The 26427-nt window shown below is 32.9% G+C and carries 27 protein-coding genes; 20 read left to right on the top strand and 7 right to left on the bottom strand.

Features of this window, described 5'->3' with window-relative positions; genetic code table 11:
* Positions 1 to 5: 5 nt before the first annotated feature.
* From dinB to trxA, 10 genes are all read left to right on the top strand, one after another.
* Entirely contained in the window at positions 6 to 1121 is a 1116-nt protein-coding gene (gene dinB, locus RD055328_RS00135; protein ID WP_279593861.1) for a DNA polymerase IV, read from the top strand.
* Position 1122: 1 nt separating this feature from the next.
* Entirely contained in the window at positions 1123 to 2073 is a 951-nt protein-coding gene (locus RD055328_RS00130; RefSeq protein WP_244086806.1) for a bifunctional oligoribonuclease/PAP phosphatase NrnA, read from the top strand.
* A gap of 46 nt (positions 2074 to 2119) precedes the next feature.
* Positions 2120 to 3448 (top strand): DEAD/DEAH box helicase, encoded by a 1329-nt coding sequence (locus RD055328_RS00125; protein ID WP_244087139.1) that lies wholly within the window; start codon positions 2120 to 2122, stop codon positions 3446 to 3448.
* A gap of 275 nt (positions 3449 to 3723) precedes the next feature.
* On the top strand, positions 3724 to 6360 hold the full coding sequence (gene alaS / locus RD055328_RS00120) for an alanine--tRNA ligase (protein ID WP_244086805.1): 2637 nt from the start codon (positions 3724 to 3726) through the stop codon (positions 6358 to 6360).
* Between the two features lie 61 nt (positions 6361 to 6421).
* Positions 6422 to 6682 (top strand): IreB family regulatory phosphoprotein, encoded by a 261-nt coding sequence (locus tag RD055328_RS00115; protein WP_244086804.1) that lies wholly within the window; start codon positions 6422 to 6424, stop codon positions 6680 to 6682.
* The gene (gene ruvX, locus RD055328_RS00110; protein ID WP_244086803.1) at positions 6682 to 7113 is read left to right on the top strand and encodes a Holliday junction resolvase RuvX; all 432 of its coding nucleotides are present in this window, start codon (positions 6682 to 6684) and stop codon (positions 7111 to 7113) included. Before RD055328_RS00115 ends, ruvX begins: the two co-directional genes overlap by 1 nt.
* 9 nt (positions 7114 to 7122) lie before the next feature.
* Positions 7123 to 7398 carry a DUF1292 domain-containing protein gene (locus RD055328_RS00105; RefSeq protein ID WP_244086802.1) on the top strand — a complete coding sequence of 92 codons (276 nt, stop codon included), beginning with the start codon at positions 7123 to 7125 and terminating at the stop codon, positions 7396 to 7398.
* Between the two features lie 48 nt (positions 7399 to 7446).
* Positions 7447 to 7989: a CvpA family protein gene (locus RD055328_RS00100; RefSeq protein WP_244086801.1), complete on the top strand. Its 543-nt coding sequence runs from the start codon at positions 7447 to 7449 to the stop codon at positions 7987 to 7989.
* Positions 7990 to 8029: 40 nt separating this feature from the next.
* Entirely contained in the window at positions 8030 to 10393 is a 2364-nt protein-coding gene (locus RD055328_RS00095) for an endonuclease MutS2 (RefSeq protein ID WP_244086800.1), read from the top strand.
* A 61-nt stretch (positions 10394 to 10454) separates the two neighbouring features.
* Positions 10455 to 10763 carry a thioredoxin gene (trxA, locus tag RD055328_RS00090; protein ID WP_244086799.1) on the top strand — a complete coding sequence of 103 codons (309 nt, stop codon included), beginning with the start codon at positions 10455 to 10457 and terminating at the stop codon, positions 10761 to 10763.
* Between the two features lie 28 nt (positions 10764 to 10791).
* On the opposite strand, the gene RD055328_RS00085 is transcribed toward trxA, so the two are convergent.
* Entirely contained in the window at positions 10792 to 11196 is a 405-nt protein-coding gene (locus RD055328_RS00085) for a DUF2507 domain-containing protein (protein WP_244086798.1), read from the bottom strand.
* Between the two features lie 124 nt (positions 11197 to 11320).
* Here RD055328_RS00085 and murI point away from each other — a divergent pair, with 124 nt between their 5' ends.
* From murI to RD055328_RS00065, 4 genes are read left to right on the top strand one after another with little or no spacing between them, the layout of a single operon-like run.
* Positions 11321 to 12109 carry a glutamate racemase gene (murI, locus tag RD055328_RS00080; RefSeq protein ID WP_244086797.1) on the top strand — a complete coding sequence of 263 codons (789 nt, stop codon included), beginning with the start codon at positions 11321 to 11323 and terminating at the stop codon, positions 12107 to 12109.
* Entirely contained in the window at positions 12102 to 12701 is a 600-nt protein-coding gene (locus RD055328_RS00075) for an XTP/dITP diphosphatase (protein WP_244086796.1), read from the top strand. The genes murI and RD055328_RS00075 overlap by 8 nt, the downstream gene beginning before the upstream one ends.
* 44 nt (positions 12702 to 12745) lie before the next feature.
* The gene (locus RD055328_RS00070; RefSeq protein WP_244086795.1) at positions 12746 to 13129 is read left to right on the top strand and encodes a DUF948 domain-containing protein; all 384 of its coding nucleotides are present in this window, start codon (positions 12746 to 12748) and stop codon (positions 13127 to 13129) included.
* Positions 13122 to 13421, top strand: coding sequence for a hypothetical protein (locus RD055328_RS00065; protein ID WP_244086794.1), 300 nt, complete (start codon positions 13122 to 13124; stop codon positions 13419 to 13421). Before RD055328_RS00070 ends, RD055328_RS00065 begins: the two co-directional genes overlap by 8 nt.
* Positions 13422 to 13452: 31 nt before the next feature.
* Here RD055328_RS00065 and RD055328_RS00060 read toward each other — a convergent pair whose 3' ends face one another.
* Positions 13453 to 14553 carry a Xaa-Pro peptidase family protein gene (locus tag RD055328_RS00060; RefSeq protein WP_244086793.1) on the bottom strand — a complete coding sequence of 367 codons (1101 nt, stop codon included), beginning with the start codon at positions 14551 to 14553 and terminating at the stop codon, positions 13453 to 13455.
* A 165-nt stretch (positions 14554 to 14718) separates the two neighbouring features.
* Here RD055328_RS00060 and ccpA point away from each other — a divergent pair, with 165 nt between their 5' ends.
* Entirely contained in the window at positions 14719 to 15717 is a 999-nt protein-coding gene (ccpA, locus tag RD055328_RS00055) for a catabolite control protein A (RefSeq protein ID WP_244086792.1), read from the top strand.
* 44 nt (positions 15718 to 15761) lie between these two features.
* Here ccpA and RD055328_RS00050 read toward each other — a convergent pair whose 3' ends face one another.
* From RD055328_RS00050 to RD055328_RS00040, 3 genes are all read right to left on the bottom strand, one after another.
* Positions 15762 to 18575, bottom strand: coding sequence for a transglycosylase domain-containing protein (locus RD055328_RS00050; RefSeq protein ID WP_244086791.1), 2814 nt, complete (start codon positions 18573 to 18575; stop codon positions 15762 to 15764).
* A 123-nt stretch (positions 18576 to 18698) separates the two neighbouring features.
* Positions 18699 to 20105, bottom strand: coding sequence for a dipeptidase PepV (pepV, locus tag RD055328_RS00045; protein WP_244086790.1), 1407 nt, complete (start codon positions 20103 to 20105; stop codon positions 18699 to 18701).
* A 124-nt stretch (positions 20106 to 20229) separates the two neighbouring features.
* Positions 20230 to 21600: a glycerophosphodiester phosphodiesterase gene (locus tag RD055328_RS00040; RefSeq protein WP_244086789.1), complete on the bottom strand. Its 1371-nt coding sequence runs from the start codon at positions 21598 to 21600 to the stop codon at positions 20230 to 20232.
* A gap of 63 nt (positions 21601 to 21663) precedes the next feature.
* Between RD055328_RS00040 and RD055328_RS00035 the strand changes: the two genes are divergently transcribed.
* The 4 genes from RD055328_RS00035 to RD055328_RS00020 all read left to right on the top strand — a co-directional run bounded on the left by RD055328_RS00035 (position 21664) and on the right by RD055328_RS00020 (position 24091).
* The gene (locus RD055328_RS00035; protein ID WP_244086788.1) at positions 21664 to 21987 is read left to right on the top strand and encodes a hypothetical protein; all 324 of its coding nucleotides are present in this window, start codon (positions 21664 to 21666) and stop codon (positions 21985 to 21987) included.
* A 95-nt stretch (positions 21988 to 22082) separates the two neighbouring features.
* Positions 22083 to 22685 carry a YutD family protein gene (locus RD055328_RS00030; protein ID WP_244086787.1) on the top strand — a complete coding sequence of 201 codons (603 nt, stop codon included), beginning with the start codon at positions 22083 to 22085 and terminating at the stop codon, positions 22683 to 22685.
* A gap of 9 nt (positions 22686 to 22694) precedes the next feature.
* Positions 22695 to 23480 carry a TIGR01457 family HAD-type hydrolase gene (locus tag RD055328_RS00025; RefSeq protein ID WP_279593855.1) on the top strand — a complete coding sequence of 262 codons (786 nt, stop codon included), beginning with the start codon at positions 22695 to 22697 and terminating at the stop codon, positions 23478 to 23480.
* Positions 23480 to 24091, top strand: a complete 612-nt coding sequence (locus RD055328_RS00020) for a TIGR01906 family membrane protein (RefSeq protein WP_244086786.1) — start codon at positions 23480 to 23482, stop codon at positions 24089 to 24091. Before RD055328_RS00025 ends, RD055328_RS00020 begins: the two co-directional genes overlap by 1 nt.
* A 1-nt stretch (position 24092) precedes the next feature.
* Here the strand turns inward: RD055328_RS00020 and RD055328_RS00015 are convergent, their stop codons facing one another.
* Together RD055328_RS00015 and RD055328_RS00010 are read right to left on the bottom strand one after the other, a co-directional pair.
* Positions 24093 to 24731 carry a DedA family protein gene (locus RD055328_RS00015; RefSeq protein WP_244086785.1) on the bottom strand — a complete coding sequence of 213 codons (639 nt, stop codon included), beginning with the start codon at positions 24729 to 24731 and terminating at the stop codon, positions 24093 to 24095.
* Between the two features lie 92 nt (positions 24732 to 24823).
* Positions 24824 to 25807 carry an NAD(P)/FAD-dependent oxidoreductase gene (locus RD055328_RS00010; protein ID WP_244086784.1) on the bottom strand — a complete coding sequence of 328 codons (984 nt, stop codon included), beginning with the start codon at positions 25805 to 25807 and terminating at the stop codon, positions 24824 to 24826.
* A gap of 99 nt (positions 25808 to 25906) precedes the next feature.
* On the opposite strand from RD055328_RS00010, the gene RD055328_RS00005 reads away from it, so the two are divergent.
* Entirely contained in the window at positions 25907 to 26275 is a 369-nt protein-coding gene (locus RD055328_RS00005; protein ID WP_244086783.1) for a CvfD/Ygs/GSP13 family RNA-binding post-transcriptional regulator, read from the top strand.
* Positions 26276 to 26427 lie beyond the last annotated feature (152 nt).

Below are 26427 nucleotides of genomic sequence, written 5' to 3'. Positions count from 1 at the left end.
AATAAGTGGCACTGATTGAAATCCCGCTAGTTGTTGATGCTAGTCGCAAAATTCTACATGTGGATATGGATGCTTTTTATGCTTCTGTGGAAGAACGTGAACATCCTGAATATAAGAAAAAAGCACTAGTTATCGCTCATGATCCTAGAAAGCACAATAATCATGGAGTTGTTACAACTGCCAACTATAATGCTCGCAAATACGGAGTTAATTCAGCGATGCCTTCTCAAAAAGCTCTGGAATTAATTCCAAAAGAAGAACTACTATTTACGGATCCTAATTTCACTTTATATCGACAGGTATCAGATCAAATTCATGATATCTTTAAAGATGTTACTGATAAATATCAAACAGTCGCGCTTGATGAAGCATACTTAGATATTACTGAGAATAAATTGCATGAACCTAGTGCATTAAAAGTGATGCAGTATATTCAAACTCGTATTTTTAAAGAAACTAATTTAACTTGTTCAATAGGTGTTTCTTATAATAAATTTTTAGCTAAGATGGGTTCAGAACACGCTAAGCCATTTGGAAGATCATTAATACTTCCGGAATTTTCGGTGGAGTTTTTGGCTGATATTCCGATTGAAAAGTTCAATGGAATTGGCAAAAATATGCAATCAAAACTCCATGACTTAGGTATTTATACTGGCCGAGATTTACAAGCTATTGATCAAGATATAATGATTAATGACTTTGGTAAGTGGGGATTCATTATGTTTCAACGCTGTCGAGGTATTGATAATAGTGAAGTTGAAGCTAATCAGATTCGTAAGTCTGTAGGTAAAGAACAGACTTACAATAAGCCACTAATGACAAAAGAAGAAGTTTATAAACAATTGAATCTTCTTAGCCAACAAGTATTTGAAATTTTGAGTAATAATAATTTACAAGGTAAAACTGTTGTTATAAAAGCTAGAACAACAGATTTTCAAACAGTATCTAAGAGAAAAACTTTGAATAACTATTTATCTTCACAACTTGAGATTTATAATACTGCTCAAGAGCTATTTGATGAATTAGATATTGAATTAGAACTACGCCTAGTAGGTGTAACTGTTACCACATTAGATGAATTCGGCTTTGAAGAATTACCACTAAAACTATTTGAGGATTAATATGGACAAGATAATCGAACAAATCAAAACTAAAATAACAGAATACGATAATATTATTATCCATCGTCACGGACATCCAGATCCTGATGCGTTGGGATCACAAAAATCTTTAGCAACATCTATTAGTAGAACTTTCCCTAATAAGAAAGTTCTACTAGCTGGTGAAGGTGTTGGTGATTTAGCTTGGATTTCAACAATGGACGATGTTTCATTAAGTGATTATTCTAATGCTTTAGTAATTGTTACAGATACTGCCAATACACCTAGAATTAGTGGCGAAAATTATGACAAAGGCGATTTCTTAATTAAGATTGATCATCATCCTAATAATGACCAATATGGTGATTTGATGTTTGTTAATGATGAGGCCTCATCATGTTCAGAAATTATTTTTGATTTATTAACTACATGGAATTTTGTGATTGGTCAAGATGTAGCTACAGCAATCTATACTGGAATTGTAGGAGATACGGGTCGTTTTATGTATGATGCTACTTCTTCACATACTTTTGAGGTTGCTAGTGAGCTTTTAAAACATCAAGTTAATTTACCAGCCGTGAATCAAAAACTTAGTGAAGTCACTTTAGAGCAAGCAAAATTACAAAGTAGTGTATATGATTACTTAAAAATTGATGAAAGTGGTGCAGCTTGGGCTATCATCACACAAGATGACTTAAACAAATTAGGTGTTACAATGGAACAGGCACATGCGACCGTTTCAACGCCAGGACGTTTAAAAAATGTTGTTTCTTGGATTATTGCTGTTCAAAAACCAACACCAGAAACAGGTTATCGAATCCATTATCGTTCTAAGGGACCAATTATTAATACCTTAGCAATGAAACATGATGGTGGAGGACATCCGCTAGCTAGTGGAGCTAATGCAAGTGATGAAAAAGAAGTACAAGAAATAATAGATGAACTAATTTTAAGAGTGAAACAAGAAGCCTAAAATTAAAAAACCAAGGAGAATTAGTGTGGGAACAACTTTCAAATCAATGGGATTTAAAGAGTTTATCAATAAATCCCTGACAGAGATTAACTTTAGTGAAGCAACACCAGTTCAAGAAAAAGTTATTCCGCTAGTCAGAAAAGGACATGATTTAATTGTCCAATCACAAACAGGTAGTGGTAAAACACATGCTTATTTATTGCCAATTATGGATCGACTTGAACATAGTGACAGCAACCAAGTTGTCATAACATCACCAAGTCGTGAGTTGGCATATCAAATATATGACGACACTGAAGAAATAGCTAAGAATGATAACATCACTGTTAGTAATTTTGTTGGTGGTACAGATAAGAAACGTCAAGAAAACAAACTAGATAATTCTCAACCAGAGATTGCAGTGGGAACTCCAGGACGCTTACTTGATTTAATTAAAACTAATCATTTAAAAGTTTCTGATACAAAAGTATTAGTAATTGATGAAGCTGACATGACTTTAGACATGGGATTCTTAGATGATGTGAATGAAATTGCTAGTTCAATGGGTGATGATTTACAAATTCTAGTTTTCTCAGCTACTATTCCAGAAAAACTACAACCATTCTTGAAGAAGTATTTAACACAACCTAAGTTTGTTGTGATTGATAATCCTAATGTTGTTAGTGAAAACGTTGAGAATTGGTTGATTTCTAGTCGTGGCCAAAATAAACATGAAATGATTTATGATTTATTAACAATTGGCCAACCGTTTTTATCATTGATATTTGCTAACTCAAGAACTGAAGTTGATGCTATCTATGAGTTCTTACTTCAAAAAGGCCTAAAAGTTACACGTATTCATGGAGGATTAACTCCTCGTGAGCGTAAACGTACAATGAAACGAATTGAGAATATGGAATTCCAATTTGTCGTTGCTACTGATTTAGCTTCGCGTGGTATCGATATTACGGGAGTTTCTCATGTTATCAATGCTGAAATCCCTGATGATCTTGAATTCTTCATTCATCGTTCTGGTCGTACAGGACGTAATAAGCTGTCAGGTATTGCAATTACATTATTTGATCCTCGTGATGAAGAGAAGATTGGTCAATTAGAACATATGGGAATTAAGTTTAATCCCAAAGAAATTAAACATCATGATGAAGTTGTTGATACTTATGAAAGAAATCGTCGTCAGAATCGTAATGCTTCTAAAGAAAAACTTTCAACAAGTATGCGTGGTTTAGTTAAGAAAGAAAAGAAAAAACGTAAACCCGGATATAAGAAGAAGATTCAAAGCGCTATTAAAGATGAAAAGCGTAAGAATAAGAAGATTGAAGCTCGTCAAGAACAGCGTGAATTACGTAAGAAGCGTAAGAGTGATAACGCATATTAATATTGACTTTTGATGAAGTCACACTTATTATTTACTTGGATATGTTATTCAAAATGTTTTTAAAGAGAGAGTACGTTTGGTGCAAGTACTTAAATTATCTTGAATAACGCTACCAACTAAAAATTAATATAAATAATGTCTAAAGAGGCAAACGAGAAATCGTTGCAATCAAGGTGGTACCGCGCATGGGCGTCCTTGTAATGCAGTGGTTTCTTTTTTTATTAAGATCTTGATCGATTTTTTTAATATCTTGCTTAGAAAAGAGAGAATAACAAATGAAAAAATTAACAGGTGCACAAATTCGCCAATTGTTTTTAGATTTTTTTGAGAGTAAAGGGCATACTATTGAACCTAGCGCATCATTAGTACCAGTCAACGATCCAACTTTACTTTGGATTAACTCAGGAGTAGCTACTTTAAAGAAATATTTTGATGGGTCAGTAGTTCCTAAAAACCCTAGAATTACTAATGCTCAAAAATGTATCCGTACCAACGATATCGAAAATGTTGGTAAAACAGCTCGTCACCAAACTTTCTTTGAAATGCTAGGTAATTTTTCTGTTGGCGATTATTTTAAAGAAGATGCAATAGCTTGGGCTTGGGAATTTTTGACTAGCGATCAATGGATTGGTTTAGATAAAGACAAAATGTACGTCACGGTTTATCCCAAAGATACTGAAGCACAACGTATTTGGAAAGAAATTATTCCAGAAGATCATATTTTCCAAGTTGAAGATAATTTTTGGGATATTGGAGAAGGACCATGTGGACCCGATACAGAACTCTTTTACGACCGTGGACAAGAGTTCAATAACGTAGCTGAAGATGATGAAGAGAATTATCCTGGTGGTGAGAATGAACGTTATCTAGAAGTCTGGAATGTGGTATTTTCTGAATTCAATCATATGCCCGATGGAACGTATGTTGAACAACCTCATAAAAACATTGATACGGGTATGGGATTAGAAAGATTGGTCTCAGTTGTTCAAGAAACAAAAACTAATTTTGAAACTGACTTGATGATGCCTTTAATTACTAAAGCTGAAGAATTAAGTGACGGTAAGAAATATGGTGCTGATAATAAAGATGATATCTCATTCAAGATTATTGCTGACCATGCACGTACTGTATCCTTTGCAATTGGTGATGGGGCATTGCCATCTAATGAAGGACGTGGCTATGTTATCCGCCGATTGATACGTCGTGCCGTACTTAATGGCAAAAAATTAGGAATTGATGGTTCATTCATGTATCAACTAGTACCTATAGTTGGTGAAATCATGAAGAGCTATTATCCTGAAATTACTAACCAAAAAGATTTCATAGCTAAGGTTATTAAGTCTGAAGAAGAAAGATTTTCTAATACCTTAAGTGATGGATTAGATCTTTTAAATGGATTATTAACAGATTTAAGAGCTAATAACAAAACTGAGATTAGTGGTAAAGACGCATTTAAGTTATTTGATACTTATGGCTTCCCATATGAAATGACTGAAGAATCAGCTAACGATGAAGGATTCACAGTTGACCGTAGTGGCTTTGACGAAGAAATGGAAGCTCAAAAAACACGAGCTCGTTCGGCGCGTGGTAATTTACAATCAATGGGTTCACAAGATGAAGTCCTAATGGATATTAAGACCGAAAGTGAATTTGTTGGATATCACGATAATTATGAAGTTAAAGACGCTAATTTAAAAGATATTATAGTTAATGATGCAATTGTGGACTCAATTAGTGAAGGTATAGCTCAGATAATTTTTGACCGTACTCCTTTTTATGCTGAGATGGGTGGTCAAGTTGCCGATCAAGGATTCATCTATAACGGTGATGAAATTGTAGCTAAGGTAACAGACGTTCAACATGCACCTAATGGTCAAAACTTACATACTGTCGAAGTTATGGGCGAATTGAAAAAGGACAGTATTTATCAATTAAAAATTGATATCAATTTTAGAAGAAAAGTTCGTCGTAACCATACGGCAACACATTTACTAGATCAAGCTTTACGAGAAGTAGTTGGTGAACATACTCATCAAGCTGGTTCATTAGTAGAACCTGACTACTTAAGATTTGATTTCACTAGTCTAGATGCAGTGACTAAAGAACAATTGGCAGAGCTTGAACAAATCGTAAATGAAAAAATTTGGGAAGAACTTCCTGTTGTAACAACAGAAACTGATATTGATTCGGCTAAAAAGATGGGTGCTATTGCTTTATTCGGTGATAAATATGGTGACATGGTCCGCGTTGTACAAGTTGGCGACTATTCAATGGAATTATGTGGTGGAACGCATGCTGAAAATACTGCTGAATTAGGATTATTCAAGATTAAGTCTGAATCAGGAGTTGCTGCGGGAACTCGACGTATTGAAGCTGTAACTTCAAAAGAAGCATTTGAATTTTTAAATGAACAAATGTCATTGCTTCTACAAACAGCTGATGCAATGAAGGTTACACAAATTAAAGAAACACCCACAAAAGCTTCTCAAGTGATGGCAGATTTGAAAGAAGAAAAACGTAACGTTACTAACTTAAAAGCTAAGTTTGCAAGTCAACAAGCAGCCGGAATTTTTGATGAAGTAGAAGAAATTAATGGTTATACGTTGATTGCCAAATTAGCACCAGTTGATGATATGAATGGATTGCGTAAGTTGGCAGATGATTGGAAGAATAAGCACGCTTCAGATGTATTAGTACTTGGTGCTAAGTCAGATGACAAAGCTAACTTGATTGTAGCGGTTAGTCCGGATGCAATGGAACGCGGATTAAAAGCTGGCAATATTATTAAGGAAATTTCACCCGCTATCAATGGTGGTGGTGGTGGACGACCTGACATGGCACAAGCTGGTGGTAAGAATCCTGAAGGATTTGAACAAGCATTTATCGGTGTGAAAAATATACTTACAAAATGATGTTTGTTATTAAGTCAAAAATCATGTAAAATTCAGGTATGTATACTAGGAGGTGTGTCAGTTGAGTTCATTAGACAAAACAATGAGTTTTAATTTTAACGATAAGAACGGTAATGATGTTCATACAACACTAGAAAACGTGTATAAGGCTCTCCAAGATAAGGGTTACAACCCAATTAATCAAATTGTAGGGTATCTTATTTCGGGTGACCCAGCTTACATACCACGTAATGATGATGCTCGCAATATGATTTTGAAACACGAACGAGATGAAATTATTGAAGAACTAGTTAAGAATTACTTAGATAAGGACAACAAGTAATGCGGCTACTAGGATTAGATGTAGGCTCAAAGACTGTTGGAGTATCTGTAAGTGATTTATTAGGTTGGACAGCTCAAGGTGTGGAAATAATTCCAATCAACGAGAATAAAGAGTTATTTGGTCTTGATAGACTAAAAGAATTAATAGATCAATATGAAGTTACCGGAATTGTGCTGGGACTTCCTAAAAACATGAATAATTCATTAGGTGAAAGAGCGGAAAAATCTCAAGCATATGGAAAAATGATTGAAGACAATTTCGGCTTACCTGTTGATTTTATTGATGAAAGATTGACAACTGTTCAAGCTGAAAGAATGTTAGTTGATGAAGCTAATATTTCACGCAAAAAAAGAAAAAAAGTTATCGACAAATTAGCGGCAGTAATGATTCTTCAGAATTATTTGGATGCTAAGGGAAAACTAACTAAGTAGGTGAAAAGTATGGCTGAAGAAGATCGTTTTGTAGAAGTTACAAATGATGATGGTACAGTACAAACATTAAAAATTTTGACAATTATTCCAAAATCGGAAGAATTCAACAAAGAGTACATTATCTTAGAAGATATGGAAGCTAATGAAGATGGTGTTGTTGGATACTATCCATATTCATTCGAAGCTGAAAATGAAGATGATGGTAATTTAACTCCAGTTGAAACAGAAGAAGAATTAGCAATGATTGATGGTGTAGTAGACGCTATTGACGACATTGATGAATAGCAGGGATGTTCCTGCTTTTTTCATTTATTTAATGTCAGAGGAGACAATATGTTAAGTTTTATCATTATTTTGATTTTAAGTTATGGTGTATATATTGGAGTTAGGCGTGGTTTAGCAATGCAGATTTTTTATTCTGCTGGCTATTTAATATTTTTCGCTTTAGCCGCATTATTATATCGTGTATTAGAGCCACAATTTGAATTGATAGTTCCATATCCATCTGCTTCGTTAGATAGCAAGTTTGCATTCTTTAGCACTGAATTGGGATTATCTTTTGATAAGGCATTTTATTATGCATTTGCATTTGTATTTATCTGCTTTATAGGATGGATAATTGTCCGTTTTGGTGGATTGTATATGAAGAAATTAACGTACTATCCAATGGATGAGAAAATGAGTAAAATTGGCGGAGGATTATTAGCTTTTTTTACTAACTATGTTGGGCTGTTTATGATTCTTTATTTAATGGCTATGGTACCGGTACCTGCACTTCAGGATAGTTTATCTCACTCATTTATGACCACTTTGATTGTTAGATATACACCACTTTTGACTAACTTATTTACAGCAATGTGGATTAATATTGTATAAGGTCAGCCATTAGGCTGACTTTTTTATTAAAGGAAAAAAGATGAACGAAAAAGTAATAGAAATACTTGAATTTAAAAAAATAAAAGAAAAAATAGCTAACTATACTGCTACTGAACTGGGTCATAATTCAGCAATGAAGATTGAACCAGAAGTTTCGATTGAAAAGATACAAAAACTAATCGACGAAACTTTTGATGGAGCAACTATAGTTCGATTGAATAAGACAATACCAATTAGAAAATTGTCTAATATTGATGAACAACTTAAACGATTGAAAATGGATGCTGTTTTAAGCGGAACTGAATTATCTTTAATCGCTTTACAGTTAAAAAATGTAGAAGAATTGAAACGATTCTTTGAACAATTAATTGAAGAAGAAAAAACAATTGAATTTCGTAAGCTGCCAGATATTTTTAATAAACTGGTAATAATTCCGGAATTAAATGATCGGTTAAAAACTTCAATAACAGATACAGGCGCTATTTTAGATAGTGCTTCTATTAGACTTGGTAATATTCGAGCAAGTATTAAGATATTAAACGATAAAGTCCGTCAATTATTAGAAAAAAGCACACATGGTAATAATGCAAAATATTTAAGCGAATCACTAATAACTATTCGTGACGAGCGTTTTGTTCTACCTGTAAAAGCCGAATATAAGGCGAAATTTGGTGGAATTATTCATGATCAAAGTGCGTCCGGACAAACGCTATATATCGAACCGGCTAATGTTGTTGAATTAAATAACGATATAAGTCAAAAAAAATTAGATGAGAAAAATGAAATCCAAAATATTTTACGCGAATTATCAGATTTAATTCGTCCGTATTCTGATGACCTTCGTCAAAACCATTGGATTCTTTCTAAGTTAGATTTAATTAATGCAAAAGCAAAATATGCTGCAGAAATTAAAGCCACAGAGCCTAATATTAACGCTGATCGTATTATCGAATTAAGACAAGCTCGTCATCCATTATTAAACATTAAAGATGTGGTAGCTAATGATATTAAGTTGGGTGAAGATTATTCAACTATTGTTATTACAGGACCTAATACCGGTGGTAAGACAATTACGTTAAAAACATTAGGTTTATTGCAAATGATGGGACAAGCGGGATTATTTATACCTGCTAATGAAAATAGCCAAATTGCCGTATTTGATGAGATTTTTGCAGATATTGGTGATGAACAATCTATTGAACAAAACTTAAGTACCTTCTCATCTCATATTACAAATATTGTTGATATCTTTAATAACGTAAATGACCGTTCGTTAGTTTTATTTGATGAATTAGGTGCAGGTACAGATCCGCAAGAAGGTGCAGCACTAGCAATATCAATCATTGAGCAATTAATTGATAAGCATGTTTATACAGTTGCTACATCACATTATCCGGAATTAAAGCTATTTGCTTATGAGAATTCACAAACAATTAATGCAAGTATGGAATTTAATATAGACACACTAAGACCTACATATAAGTTCTTAATCGGAGTTCCTGGATCTAGTAATGCGATTGAAATTGCTGAACGCTTAGGATTGTCAAAAAACATAATTGATGATGCCAAGATGTTAATAGGTGATCAAAGCCAAGAATTGAACAATATGATTAAGTCTTTAGAAGACGAAAGAAAACAATTTGTCGAAGGCAATGAAAAACTAGCTCAAAAAATCAAAGAAAATGATAGTAAGCAAGAATCTCTTGATAAGCAATTATTAGGAATTGATAAATTAAAAGAAGATACGCTAATAAAAGCTAATCGCAAAGCTGATGAATTGATTGCTAAAGCAGTTAAACAAGCTGATAAAATTATTAGTGAATTACGTCAGTTGCAATTGAATGGTTCAACAGTTAAAGAAGATCAATTAATCTCGGCAAAAACAGGATTGAATAAATTAAGACCTGATCCTGCACTATTAAAAAATAAAGTTTTAAAACGTGCTAAGAGTAAACAAGAAATCCGTGTTGGCGATGAAGTGAAAGTTTTAACTTATGGACAAATCGGAACTGTTTTAAACAAGCGTAAAGATGGTGAGTATGAAGTTCAATTAGGAATTTTAAAAATGAAAGTAGCACTAGATGATTTAGAAAAAATTCAAACTAAAGATGTTACTCAACCTAAAAAAATTCGCTCGACTGTTAAGCGCACAACAAAAGCTGTATCTGGTCAAGTCGATTTGCGTGGCTTACGTTACGATGAGGCAATGGATAAGATGGGAAAATATCTTGATCAAGCATTACTTCAAGGATACGGACAGGTTACAATTGTTCATGGACGTGGAACTGGAGCAATTAGAAACGGTGTAACTGAGTATCTCAAAACACATAGACAGGTGAAACATTTTGAGTTTGCCCCTGACTCAGCTGGTGGAACTGGAGCAACAATTGTTGAATTTAAGTAGTAAGCAAATTAATTGTGTTTAATAAATAAATTGATAATATTGTTAGGAAAGGGGTGAGATTATGGTAGAAGAAATAATTGATAAAGACTACGATAAGTTAACAAGTGAAGGATTAGTATTTACTGATTTCTGGGCAACTTGGTGTGGACCATGTAGAATGCAATCTCCAGCAGTTGAAGCATTAGCTGAAGACAATGATGATATCAAATTCTACAAGATGGATGTGGATGAAAATCCTGAAACTCCAAATGGATTAGGAATTAAAGCTATTCCAACAATGACTTTGAAAAAAGACGGTGAAATTGTTGAAACAATTGTGGGTTATCACAGTAAAGAACAATTAGCTGAAATTTTAAATAAACATAGATAAAAAGACTGGATATATTATCCAGTCTTTCTTAATTTACTTCTGATTTATAATCGATATTAATAGTGATGATTACTTCTTTTGACTTAATAGTTTCATTTGATAAACAATAACTATTAGTCAAAGATTGAACATATTCGCATAAAAATCCAGTTTCTAATGAAAACTCATTGTTCTTTGTTTTTATTCGTTGAATAATCCAATCACCGGATAAAACAAATTCATACTTAGTTTTGGAAGATTTTTTTATGTTTAAGTTTCCAAATTGAGCTTTTTCAAAAAAGTGAATTAAATCTTCTTCAGAAGTAATTTGATCTTTAAAATCAGTGAATAGTTTTTTTCCACTCCAATATAGAATTTCAGAAGTATCTTCTTCTAAAATATTTGGAAGTACAATATTTCTTAATAAATAATAGCTAAAGTTATCTTCGTTCATAATTTACCAACCCTATAGTAGTTAATGATAATTATATCATTAAAAATGTTTTAGAAATAAGAAAACAATCAAATCTATGTGTTAAAATATGTTCTCAATAAGGCTCGATGAATCGAGGTAAATAATGTTGAATAAAAATCAAGCAATTGGGGTTCTTGATTCAGGTATTGGTGGTTTAACTGTGCTTAAACAGACGTTATCCCAAATGCCTAACGAAAAATTCGTTTTTATAGGTGATCAAGAAAACATGCCTTATGGACCAAGAACAAAAGAAGATGTGACTAACTTAACTCGTAAGTTAGTTCAATTTTTGATATCTAAGAATGTGAAAGCTATTGTTTTTGCTTGTAATACAGCAACAGCTGAAGCAATGGAAGAGATACAACGTGAAGTTCAAATTCCATTGTTAGGTGTAATTAAGCCAGGAAGCAGTGCGGCAGTTGCTAATACAAAAAAAAGATTGGGAATTATTGCGACTGAGGGTACTATTAAATCACAAAGCTACAAACAAGAAATTTGGAAATTGAATTCGGATATGGTTATTTATGATAAGGCTACACCTACTTTAGTACCGATGATTGAATCCGGAATTATTGATGAATCAATTATTAGTCGAGAATTGCAATATTTTAAAGATAAGAATATTGAATCGATTGTATTAGGATGTACGCATTATCCGATAATTCGTGAAGAAATTTCAGGTTTTTTTGACGATAAAGTTAAAATCATAGATCCTAGCTATAATACTGCCGAGAAATTAATTGAAGTGCTCACTGAGAATAATATGTTAGGTAATCAGCGACAAAGTGTAGATTTTTATACTACTGCAGACAGTAATAGCTTTGATCAAGCAATTACAAGAATTCTAGGGATTAATAATCCTCAATCACTGGAGGTTAATTTAAGTGACTAAAATTATTATTGCTACAAATAATCAAAACAAAGCTCAAGAATTTGCGGATATGTTTAATAAGTTCAATATTGAAATTGAAACATTAAAAAATTATCCAGAGTTTCATGATATTCCAGAAACAGGAAGCACATTTGAAGAAAATGCGAAAATTAAAGCACATACGGTCGCTAGAGAGCTTAAAGTGCCAGTTCTAGCTGATGATTCAGGATTACAAGTAGATGCGTTACATGGACAACCAGGGATATTTTCGGCTCGTTATGCCCAAGACCATAATGATGCAGCTAATAATGCAAAACTATTATCGGAATTGGGTGGTATCAAGCTAGAAGATCGTACAGCACAGTTTGTTAGTACCTTAGTTCTTGCTCACCCTGAAGACGAAACTAAAGATGTGATTGTTAAGGGCACTGTAAAAGGACTTATTGCACTTCATCCGGAGGGAGATAATGGATTTGGATATGATCCGTTATTTTATGTTCCTGAATTAGAAAAAACTATGGCGCAATTGAGTATGGAAGATAAAAATCAGTTAAGCCATCGTGCTAGAGCACTTGATAATTTAGAAAAAAACATGCCCGATTGGTTAAATTAATTTGTTTATGATAATATTTACCTGTTAAGTAGGAGGGAATTCTTATGAATTTAGGACAAATAGCTGCTCTTATTGCAGCACTAGCCTTTGCGGCATTAGTTATATATTTAATTGTACTTTTAATACAAGCAACAAAAGTTATGAAAGAGCTTGTAAAAACAGTGGAAGTGGTTACGCAAGAAGCAGATCAACTGCTCGAAAAAACTAATGTTTTAGTTGATGATGTGTCTTTTAAAATGGAAACATTAAATCCATTATTCATGACTGTTGAAAATCTTGGAGTGAAGGCTGAACAAGCAACTTCGAATGAGAAATCATCTAAGACTTCTGCAATAATGGGGAATGCTATAAAGGCGGCCACTGCATTTCAAACAGTGAAGTCATTTATGCCCGGACACAAAAAAAGCAAGGTGAATGATAATGAGTAAGAAGAGTGGATTTCTTTTCGGCTTAGTATTAGGTACTGCAAGTGCTTATGGGATAACTAAATACGTTATGCCAATGTCTTCAAAAGAAGATATTATCGAAAAGCTTAACGAAGTTAAAGATCAAGTTACAGGATCTGTTGAAAATTTTGATAAAGAACAGATGATTAGTAATTTCAATGAAAAAACAGCTGATTTAAAGACAAATATTGATAGTCAAGTTAATAAGCATCTCGCATCTTCAAACAATTTTGAAAATATTGTGATTGATGAAGAAATACTTGAAGAAGATTAAATAAAAAAGCCCTCATTGAGGGCTTTTTTATTTAATCTATATACGTTAATTCTTTTGAAGTAGAAGTGAAAGATAAGCTGCTTGTTTCAGTAACAGCAACACAATCTTCAATTCTAACACCAGCAACACCTGGGATATAAATACCAGGCTCAATTGAGAAGCACATACCTGGTTGAAGTACTAAATCATTTCCTTCCATAATTGATGGGAATTCGTGATCTGATGTTCCAATACCATGACCAGTTCTATGAATGAAGTATTCACCATAACCAGCTTTTTTAATGATATCACGAGCGATTTTATCGATTTCTGCAGCTGTAATGCCAGGTTTCACGGCAGCTTGTGCAGTTAATTGGGCTTCTAGACAAACCTTGTAAATTTCAAGTGACTTAGCAGAAGGTTTACCAAAGGCTACAGTTCGACTGGCATCACTCATATAACCTTGATGAACTGTCCCTAAGTCAAAAAGAATAAGTTCATCACGTTTAAGAGGTGTTTTTTCTGGTCCTCCGTGAGGATTTGCTGCATTGGCACCACCTTGAACAATAGTATCAAATGAAGTATGCATAACTCCTTTTTTCATAAGACCATACTCAATTTCGGCTACAACTTCCTGTTCGGTTTTTCCTTCTTTAATAGCTTGAAAACCAAGTGAAAAAGCATAGTCAGCTTCTTTACCAGCTGCTTGAAGTAAAGCAATTTCTTCAGGAGTTTTAATAAGTTTAGTTTTTTCCATGTATTTAGAAACATCACCAACGAATTGTGAGTCGGGGAAATGTACTAAGATAGATTCCATTCGTGAAACTGGTAAACTGAATTTTTCAATTGCCCAGTTTTTAGGAGCAAGATCAAGTCTTTCCATGATGTGCTTAGAAATAATCTTAAAAGGATCTTCATGATCTAAGTAACCATAGACCTCTTTATTCCATCCTGCTTTTTTTGAAGCTTCAACTTCTAATTGAGGGACAAATAAGAATGGATCGGCATTTGGAAATACAAAGAGTCCCAGAACTCTTTCGATAGGGTCAGTTTGATATCCAGTGAAATAATTAACACTTATTGGATCGTTGAGGTAAGCAATATCATAATTATTGTCTTGTAACCATTGTTGTATACGTTCAATTTTATTCATATGCAATCTCCTTTTTTAATAGTATATCACCTTCAAATTCAAAAAAAATGAAAGAAAAACTGAAAACGGAATGAAAACTTAGTCTATAAGTCTTGTAAAAGCGTTTTAGCTTTGTTAAATTAAATTGTAAGCGATTTTTATAAAAAATTATAAATGAGGATAAATATGGAAAAACAAGTAATTACTATATACGATGTTGCTAATGAAGCAAAAGTTTCCATGGCAACTGTTTCTCGTGTTGTTAATGGTAACCCAAATGTAAAAGAAGATACACGTAAAAAAGTTATGGAAGTTATAGATCGATTGAACTACCGTCCTAATGCCGTAGCTCGTGGACTAGCAAGTAAGAAGAGTACAACTATCGGTTTAATTATTCCTGATATGACAAATCTATACTTTGCATCACTTGCTAAAGGTATTAATGACGTGGCGGCAATGTATAAATATCACATTATCAGTTCAACAATTGATCCAGCAACTGATGAAGAACAAGTCATTGATAATCTGTTATCAAAACAAGTTGATGGATTAATATATATGGGACATTCTATTGATAAGAAGCTTAAGAGATTATTGATTAATTCTAAAACACCAGTTGCATTTGCTGGTATTTTGGATGATAGCAATGAAATTGCAAGTGTTAATATTGACTATACTGATTCAATGAAGGAAGTTACAACTCGTCTTATTCAAAATGGACATGAACAGATCGCGTTTGTTGGTGGTGATTTACAAACGCCAATGGATGGAATGTTCAAGCTAGAAGGTTATAAACAAGCTTTAGAAAAAGCTGGAATAAGCTATTCTTCAAGTTTAGTTTTTGAAGCTGAATATACATTGACTGCTGGAGCAGCTATTTGGGATACAATCTCAGCGACAGGAGCTACTGCGGCTGTTGTTAACGATGATGTATTAGCTGTTGGTATTTTAAATGCTGCGCAAGATTCAGGAGTTAAGATTCCTGAAGACTTTGAGTTAATTACAAGTAATAACACCATGTTATGTCAGGTAACTCGACCAAAGATGAGTTCAATTTCTCAACCGCTATATGATATTGGAGCTGTATCAATGAGATTATTGACTAAGCTAATGAATCAAGAAATGATCGATGATAATCGAGTAACACTTCCTTACAGCATTGTAAGAAGAGAGACAACAAAATAAAAAGCCAAATAAAAAAGACGCAATTTGCGTCTTTTTTATTTGGCTTAAGTATTAGGAGTGCTAGGAGTACCACCATTTCCGGTACCTGTTCCAGGATCACTACCATTACCTGCGTTATTTCCACCATTAGATCCAGAGCCAGTGTCGCCTCCATTATCACCAGTGTTGTCACCGCCGCCAGGAGTACCACCGGAACCTGAACCGGTCCCTGAGCCAGTTTCTGTATCGTCAGCGATATTGTTACCATTGGTGTTGTTGTTATTATTGGTGTTATTATTTGTAGTTACACTGTTTGATGTGCTTGTAGAATTACTTGGCGCTTGATATGAACGATAACTATTAGATGAGTAATTATCATCATCTTCTGTTTCATCACCTGTAACATTGCCATAGCTATTATAGCGACCAAAGTAATGATCCCAGAATAGATTATAGTTTTTCTTAGTACCGCCAATAGCAAAGTTATTTTTAGTAAGTTTCTTAGGTCCTTTTTTGTTATAAAGACTAGTTGTATTACTTGAAACTTTTGAATCATAAGATCCAGAATAATTTATAGTGCCAGCTTTTGTACCTGTAGATTTGTTTACCTTATACGACTTAACTGAGTCTGGTTTCTTGAATTTAACATCACTATCTAAAATAGATGGATCGGTTTCATTAACAGCATTAGCAATCTTAGCCCAGTAGTTAAGATTAGTACTTGTTGAATTCGAATTCAGAGTGTAGTTATTACCGTAAAAATTATCATAACCAATCCAAGAAGAAATTGTAATACCCGCAGTCGAACCAACAAACCAGCTATCACGATGGTCGTTTGAAGTACCGGTCTTACCAAATAAGTTCTTATCAGAAAAGTCTAGTTGATAACCTAATGTAGATGCGGTTCCTTTTTGTACAACACCTTTCATCATATCTTGCATGATATATGAAGTCGCTTTAGAAAATACTTTTGTTTTCTTTTTATGATGTTGATAAATGGTTTTACCAGAAGGGTCAGTAATTTTATTAATCACATATGAGTCAACATGATTCCCTTTATTTGCAAAAGTAGAAAAGGCACTAGCTTGTTGTTGGACTGTAAAGCCAGTATCCAAACCACCAAGAGATGTTCCTAATTGTTGTGTTTCTTTTTTGTTCAAACCAACCCCCATTTTTTTCATATAACTATTGGCATTGATTTTTTTGTCCATCATCGTATCAAATAGATGTATGACAGGAATATTATAGGAATTTTTTAAAGATTCTTCGGCAGAAATAAAACGATTTTGAATAGTATTATCATAATCAGTTGGTTTATAACTGCCAAAACTTGTAGGGAAATCTGCAAGCATACTCTTAGACCCAATCAAACCAGTTTCAATTGCTGGTCCATATACTAACAATGGTTTGATAGATGAACCAGGTGAACGTTTCGTACTAAATGCATGGTTTAATTGAGATTCATCAAAATCAACACCACCAACAAATGCCAGGATAGCGCCTGTTTTATTATCAAGAACAATTGATCCGTTTTGCACTGGTTCATTAACTTTAATGGTCTTTCCAGTGTTTGGATCTGCAGTATAAGTTACATGCTTCGTACCTAAATTATCATTTGCATACTTGGTTGCCTCTTGAATATTGTCATACATATCTTTATTGATTGTACTGTCAACGCGATAATTCTTTTGTTTCATTTCTGTATCGGCTTGTTGATAGTATCTACTGTAAGTATCAGAATTTTTTATAATATCTTTATACTTAAGACCATCTTTTTTTGCCTGTTCTTTAATTATGGCAGTGCGGACTTTGTCTGATAACAAATTGTAGATATAGCCATAAGGAATATCTTTAGTTTTTCTTTTTTCTGTAGATATGAATTGAGATTTTAAATCTTCTTTTTTAGCAGCATTGTATTGAGATTTAGTGATTTTATTAGTTCGATACATTCTGAATAAAACGGTATCTTTTCGTTTCATTCCAGAAACAAGATAACTATCTTTTTTTAATTTTCCTTTTTCATCATATGGTGTATAAATGGAAGGGCTTTGAGGAAGTCCAGCAATATAAGCAGCCTGAGCTAAGGATAAGTCTTTAGCAGATACACCAAATAATCCTTGTGCTGCCATTTCGACACCACCAATGTTTTCGCCTTTATTATTATGACCGAATGTAGCTGAATTTAGATACGATTCTAAGATAACTTTTTTGGAGAAATATTTATCAACGCGAAGAGAAAGTAGGATTTCTGTAGCTTTACGACGCCAAGTTGTTTCAGAAGATAGTAGTTGCATTTTGACGGTTTGTTGAGTCAAGGTAGAACCACCACTAGTTGAGCCTAGTCCACCAACGTCAGAGAAAATAGCTCTAAGTATAGACTTAGGGACCACTCCATTATGTTTATAGAAGTATGAATCTTCAGTTGCAACAATGGCTTCTTTTAGATAAGGAGACATCTCATCAGAAGTGACACGCTTTCTAATAAGATTACTTTGAACATTGCCGAGTTTAACGTCGTTATCAAAGTAAAGTGAAGTAGATCCACTATCATATAATTGCTTACGCATTTGTTCGTAAGTTGGTATTTCTTGTTGATTTGTAACAGAAACGACATACCCAATTCCAATTCCAAGACCAAGACCAATAAGAACAATTAAAGTTGCAACTAAGTAACCAAATACACCACGTATAGCGGTAATAAATACATTAATATTAAAAATAATATCATGACGATCACGTTGTTTGATACTTTCAATAAAGCCCTTATGTGGAGTACTAGGCTCTTCAATGTTTTTTTCTTTAAAAGTGTTAAAAGCAGTAATAGCTTTGGCTTTTAATTTATGATACAGATTGATTATTAGTGTTTTAATACGATTCAAGACTTAGTCCGTCCTTTATAAATAGGTAATAGATATTAATATTATATAATAAATACTTTGTATACATACTTATTTAATAAAAAAACAATCACTTCTTAATAATTTAGAAGTGATTGTTTTTAATTATTTAATTAAACGATAGATTGCATCAGCATAAATGGCAATCAATAAGAGTAAATCTTCGATAATAATATATTCATTTGGTTGATGCATGACGTTTTCACGTCCAGGGAACATTCCCCCAAAAGCAACACCACGATCTAAGATACGACCATAAGTTCCACCACCAATGGTAATTGGTTCAGAATTATCATCATAATAGTCACGATAAGTTTCAACTAAAGTTTTAACCAACTTGTCATCAGCACTTACGAAATGAGGTGGTTGCGCGTGACCATCAACTTGAACAGTAGCCATTGATGGAAGAGTATTTTGAATAAGACTAACTAGGTCTTGATCAGATTTGCCTTCTGGATAACGTACGTTAACTAATATAGTTGATGCATCTTTATTTGCATCATAGTCATAGATATCAGGACTAGAAGATAAAGGTCCCATAATATCATGTGAGAAATTAATGCCTAGTTTTTCTCCGATGAAGTCTAAGTGAAGCTTGTTATTAATAAATGAGAAATAGTTTGATTCTTTTTCGTTTAATTCAAGTGTATTAATAAATGAGGCTAAATAAGTAGCGGCATTAATACCTTTTGAAGGATCCATAGCATGAGAACCTTTACCATTTAGAACAAGAGTTAAATCATCATTTTTAGCAATAATATCACCAGACAATTGGTTCTTTGACACGAAAGTTGAAAATTCTTCGCGAACTTTATTTGCATCAATATTGTTAACATCTAATATTACACTAGCAGTTTGAGGAACCATGTTAACTCTAATACCGCTCTTGAATGATTTAATAATTACTTTTTGCTCATTAGATTGATTAAAAGTTATTTTAAAAGTAACGATTCCTTTTTCACCATTAATTAATGGGAATTCGGCATCAGGTGAGAATCCGTAATCGGGAGTTTGTTCAACTTCTAAATACTTGTTGATTCCTTCCCAGTTACTTTCTTCATCAGTACCAAATATAAAACGAACTTTTTTAGAAACTGGCAATTTCAAGTCTTTGATTAGTTTTAAGCCATAATAAGCAGCTAAAGAAGGGCCTTTGTCATCAGAAGATCCACGACCATATATCTTACCGTCTTTGATTGTGGCGTTAAATGGATCAGTATTCCATCCTTCTCCGGCAGGAACGACATCAACGTGTCCAAGGATACCAAGAATTTCATCACCAGATCCATATTCAATATGACCAGCCATATTTTCCACGTTTTTAGTGATAAAACCGTCGCGGGCACCAAATGCAAGTACTTGATTAAGTGCTTTTGCAGGTCCAGGTCCTAACGGAAAGTCAGTTGTTTTGTGTTCATCATCACGCACACTATCAATATTAATTAAAGTGGTTAAATCTTTTATTAAATCATCACCAAGTTTTTCGGCTTCTTTTTTGAAATCAATTTCCATAGATAAATCCTCCGAGTGTAGGAATAAAAGCTTGAAGTAATATTCCTCAATATAAATATATAAAATAATATTAGCAGATAGTAAAAAAAAAATCGCCTTTAAGCGATTTTTTAAGAAGTTATTTTTATATTTGGTTGGTTGAATCTTTAGGGGATATGACAGATTTAAAATCGAAATCAGGTAACGAACTATCTTTTTTTGCAGATTTAACTGGAATAAATGAGAGATCAATATTTGTAAGGCGATAGTTAATAGGTAGGTTAAAATACTTTTGCAATTCATCTTTACCGTGCAAGCTAAATAATAAATTGTCAGCCAAAAGCCAGCCTTGATTTATTTTAATCCAATTTTTAGAGCCATCTTTTTTGATTCCTTCAACATCATATGAAAATTCATTAGAAATTGTCTTTTTTGTAATAGAGTCTAATTTAGGAGAAGTGTATAAAATATTCTTAGTGTTTTGAATGGATCTAATTGATGAATGCAGATAAGGAGTTAGTCGATCAGCAACTTTGCTGTCTGAAAATGAATCGCTGTTGGCAAATTTATTAGTTCCTATTTGATAATAAGTTTCATTATCGATTTTTATAGTCTTATTTACGTTATATTCTTGAAGATTATATACATAACCTTTAATCTTGTTTTTTGTATAAGGATTTTCATAAATGGGTGTAGGTTCATTATTTAAATAAGTCATTGTTTTATTAACAGACTTGCTAGAAGCTTCAGACTTTAAGTCATTATACTTAACAGCCGTTTCGGGATAATTAGTAACAACACCATCAATAGGAATATTTATAAGCCAATTCCATTTTTTTGGATCTTCATTCATTTCATCCCATACATAAACTTTTTGACCTAAATCATGTAATTGACTTACAAGTTGTGGAGTTATTATCTTTGAAGAAACGTTAACGGCAGTACTATTTTCTAAGACAGAAAAATTAATACGTTTAAGAGAACCTGAAATGAAAATTCTGGGGATGTCCGGGAATAGCTCTTTTAGATTACTAATACTTCTAGTTGAGAAACTATGAAATATAACGCGATCTTCCATATGGTATTTAGAGATAACCTTTGCTAGTTGTTCCTCCATAGTCTTTGACTTATCATTTTTATCTCTTTTTGTTTCAATTAAAAATTTAGTTTGAGGATTATTTTGATAGTGTTCAAATACTTGGTCTAAACTATGGATATTTTCACCATTAGCTACCTTTAAACTTGATAATGCAGAGAAATCATTTTCTGATATAACTAATGATTGACCAGTAACGCGACTTAAATCGCTATCGTGTGATACTACTAATACATTATCTTTAGAAAGATGAACATCTAACTCAACGTATTCTGCACCTTCAGCAAATGCTACATCAAAACTTTGAAAAGTTTCTTCCGGAGCTTTAATAGGATCACCACGATGCCCAATTACAGTGAAACCACTACTTGTTAAGAATATAAAACTAATAAATGTCATAAAGAGAATTTTTTTAAACATATTGTGCCTTTCGATAGAAGAATACTGGTAAAATAAAAAATATACATATAAGGAGTGTCTATTTTGAACGCAGAGAAGCAAGAACTTAATTTGATTGAACAAATAACATTAAACGATGGAACTAAATATTATGAAATAGGTAATATTTTTTTAAATGGGCGTGCGGAATTAGCTGCCGAAAAAAAATTAATCAAAGAAGTTAGAATCTTAAAAATGAATATTCCACATTCAACTGCGGTGTCTTTTTATGAAGACTATATCAACAATAACTATGAAATGCCTAGTTTAGATATGACAGAATGGACAGTGTTTGATCATTCTGATCCAAAGGTTCAACAAGTAATTACTGATACACTTAAAGCTAATAATATAAAAATTGATGAATAAATTCAAAATTAGTTTTTTTAATTACACAAATTGGCTTAGATTCAGTTAATTGATAGTATAGAAGAGAAAAGTATTTAGGTAGGGTTTTATAGTATATGAAAAAAAATATAAAAATAGATGAAGAAGTGAAAGAACCACGAGTTCAAGTTGATGTTGTTCAACTTGATGAAGAAAATATTCGAATTAGTAAACATCCGTATAAATTGATCGAGAACTATCGTGATGGATTTGATCGTGAGAAGCTAGCTGAAAGATATAGTGATGTTCTGAAAAAATATGACTATATAGTTGGAGACTGGGGTTATGATCAACTTCGCTTGAAAGGTTTTTTCAATAAAAATTATTCGCAAGCAAAGATGGATCAACGAATTGAGAATGTTGAGGATTACTTATTAGAGTACTGTAACTTTGGCTGTGCATACTTTGTTCTTGAGAATCTAAAGAAAATGCCTAAGTCTAAACTTAAAAAAGTAAATAATAGTAATAAAAAAGGACAACCAAAACAAAAAAATACTCCTAAACAAAACAACAAGAATAGTGTTAAAAATGAGAACAATCAAAAAAACACTACCAAGAAAAATAACAATAAGAAACGTCCGGCTAAAAATAATAAGCCCGCTTCTGAAAAAACAGAAGCAAAACCAAAAAGTAATCAAAAACGTAAGTTTAATATTCGCAAGATTAATGAAGAAAAGTAGGATTTTATTTTGGCAACGAAGAAATATAAGAATTATTTGATTGATTTAGATGGAACAATGTATAGAGGAACTGAGAAAATAACTGAGGCACACGATTTTATAAAGCGTGCTATTGACGATTCAGAAGTTAACTACTTCTTTTTAACTAACAATACAACTAAAACTCCACAACAAGTGGCTGATAACTTAACTAATAATCACGATATACCGGCTTCGGTGGACCAAATTATTACTCCTTCATTGGCGACTGCTTTTTATTTAAGACAACAAAGTGATGATTTATCACAAAAATCAGCTTATGTTATCGGTGAAGTCGGTCTTAAAAAAGCTGTTTTTGCTACAGGAATTCAACTGAATGAATTCGATCCTGATTTTGTCATTGTGGGACTTGATACAGATGTAACGTATCATAAATTTGAACTGGCAACTCTGGCAATTAAAAGAGGGGCTAAGTTTATTGGAACTAATGCTGATACTAATTTACCTAATGAACGAGGTATGGTTCCTGGTGCTGGGTCTGTTATTTCATTAGTAGAAACTTCTACTCAACAAAAAGCAATGTATATTGGGAAACCAGATCAACCAATTTTAGACTTTGCGATATCAAAATTTGGGTTAAATAAATCTGAAACAATCATGGTGGGTGATAATTACAATACTGATATCCGTTGTGGATTAGATAACGGAGTAGACTCACTCTTAGTTTATACAGGTGTATCTACAAAAGAAGATATACTTAATCAAACGCATAAACCAACTTTTGAAATTGATGACTTATCTGAATGGGAATTCTAATGACGGATTGGATTAGAGTTAGAAACAATTTTGTTAATGTGCTTTTCAGTTTAACGGCGGCTGTTTTTGCTGTACTAATCATTAGTATTTTTGTTTATCAGATTAATTTGAATTTAATGTTTGATCAATTTAATGTAGGTTTTTCTAAGTCTAGCTTGGGACATGAGTATTTAAATTTAATAAGTTACTTAATTAATCCATTTAGTGGAAGTTTACGACTAACGTATTTTGCTGCATCACCATCGGGACTGCAGCATTTTGCTGATGTGAAATTATTAGTTCTACTAGACATCAGTCTATTAATGGTAAGTTTTGCGTTAAAACTGATTTATAGAATAAAACTACAGTTTTATAAAAATGATGCTATGATAATAAGTTCTATTCCAATAATAATAGGATTAATAGTTTCGATGGATTTTAATGATTTTTTTGTAATTTTCCATCAGATTCTTTTTAATAACAACAATTGGTTATTCAATCCAGTAACTGATCCAATTATTAATGTATTGCCGGATTTTTTCTTTGAACAGCTAATTATTATGTTTTTAATAGTCTTTGAAATATTGATTTTTATTGGATATCTAAATAAAAAAGAGCTAAATCATGATTGATTTAGCTCTTTTTTTTACGGCTGTTTAAAGCAGCAATAGCAGCAGGAAGTACTGAAACTATGATAATACCGATTACGATTAAAGAGAAATGTTCTTGCACAGTTGGGATATTACCGAACCAATATCCACACACTGTGAAGATTCCTACCCAAAGTGTTGCACCAAAGACATTATATATAAGGAAACGACGATAATGCATTGAACCACTTCCAGCAACGAAAGGAACAAAAGTACGAATGAATGGGATGAAACGACCAATAGCGATTGTTTTACCACCGTGTTTTTCAAAGAACTTATGGGCAGCGTCTAAATGTTCTTGATTAATGAACTTTTTCAAGAAGGATTGCTTAGTTGCATATTCACTCAAGTGTTCACCAATTTCATAGTTTACAGAGTCTCCAATTACGGCTGCTGTAAAGAAAGTCAATAACAATAGCCAGACATTCAATTTAGCGTGTTCATTTGCCGCTAAAGCAGCAGCAGCAAAGATTAAAGAATCACCTGGAAGAAACGGGAATATAACTAAACCTGTCTCAACGAAGACAATTGCGAATAGGATAACGTAAGTCCAAACCCCAAAATCTCCGACCATTGATGCTAGGTGTTCATCTACGTGAAGAATAAAATCAATTAATTGCAAGTTTTCTACCTCTATTTTTTTAATATATTAGTAACGATTATACGGATATATTCTCAGATGACAAAGATATTTTAGATTAAATTAATAAATTTTTATTTATTATCGAATAGATTGGTGCTATGTTCGAAGTAACTTTTGTCAGGATAGATTTTTGATTGAGCTTGGGCGATTGCAATAGTACCTTCAGAAAATGCGTTTGCAATTAATTTTAATTTACCATCGTATTCGGCAACGTCACCAATTGCGTATATATTATTAAGGTTTGTTTCCATTTTTTGATTCACCTTAATGTAAGGTCCCGTTAAATCTAAGCCCCAGCTACGTAGTAATTTCGAATCTGAAGTATAACCGTAGTTTACAAGTAAATTATCAACCACTAATTCTTCTTTTGTATTTTTATCGCGAGCCTTACTTAGAATAACTTTTAATTTATTATCAATAGATTGCAAATCTTCTATTAAGTATGGAGTTACTTGTTTGATTGAAGAATTATTCATACGAATAACACTAGATTCCAATGCACGGAAAGTATCACGACGATGAACAATGCTGGTAGATTTAGCAACCTTATTAATTTCGAAAGCCCAATCGACAGCAGAATCTCCACCACCGGCTACTAAAACATCTTTATCTTTATACTTATTAATATCATTTACAAAATAGTCGACATGATTGTTAAGTTTAGAATCAAATTCTACCGCTAGCTTTCTGGGGTTGAATGCACCATTACCAACAGCAATGATGACTGCTTTTGTTTTTATTTCTCCATTAGTACTATCAAGAGATATATAATTGGGATTTGAATTAATACTATTAATAGTAGTTTTTGTAAAAATATCACAATCAAACATGTTCAATTGTTCAATTAATTTGCTAGATAAATCTTCTCCAGAAACACCAATCAAACCAGCAACATCATAGATTTTCTTCTGTGCATATAATGTATTGGGTTGGCCACCTAATGTTGGTAAACTTTCTATAATACATGTGTTTAAGTTGCGAAGCTTAGCGTAGTATCCAGCAAATAGACCTGCCGGTCCCCCTCCGATAATTGCAATGTCGTAAATAGTAGTCATAATAACTTCCTAACTTTTTGTTTAATATTTTTCGATTTATAGTGCATAATATAAGTATAGGATAAAGCATCCAAAGAATAATAGAAAGGAGGCAAATACATGGAATATAGAATAGGTGACATCATTACAGGTAAAGTTGCCGGAGTACAGCCATATGGAGCGTTTGTAAAACTAGACGATCAAACTCAAGGATTAATCCATATTTCAGAATGTACTAATGGTTATGTAACTTCAGTAAAAGACATATTGAATGTAGGTGAAGAAGTAACGGTTAAAGTTTTAGACATTGATGAATATAGTAAGAAGATATCTTTATCAATAAGAGCATTACAGTCGCAAGCAGTTAACGCTAATAACAAAACACATCGCAAACGTTTCTGGACTAATAAAGGTAATAAAATAGGATATAAGTCGATTGCTGATGCAAAACCAGGATGGGTAAAAGAAGCCTTAGAAGGGTTGGAATAATTGCTCATTTTCACTCGTTAAAAAAAAATACGTAAAAGAGAAGAAAAAGACTTGACGGTAGGCGTAGGGCTTGGTAATATAGTTCTTGTCGTTAAGACAGTTGTTAAAAAAACGAGTTAAAAAACACCAAAAAGAAGTAATGAATTATTTCA

The organism is Companilactobacillus sp. RD055328, from assembly GCF_022835675.1.
Classification (GTDB): domain Bacteria; phylum Bacillota; class Bacilli; order Lactobacillales; family Lactobacillaceae; genus BQUT01.
Note: the sequence above shows the minus strand (reverse complement) of the source record. Positions and strands in the feature narration are given on the sequence as shown.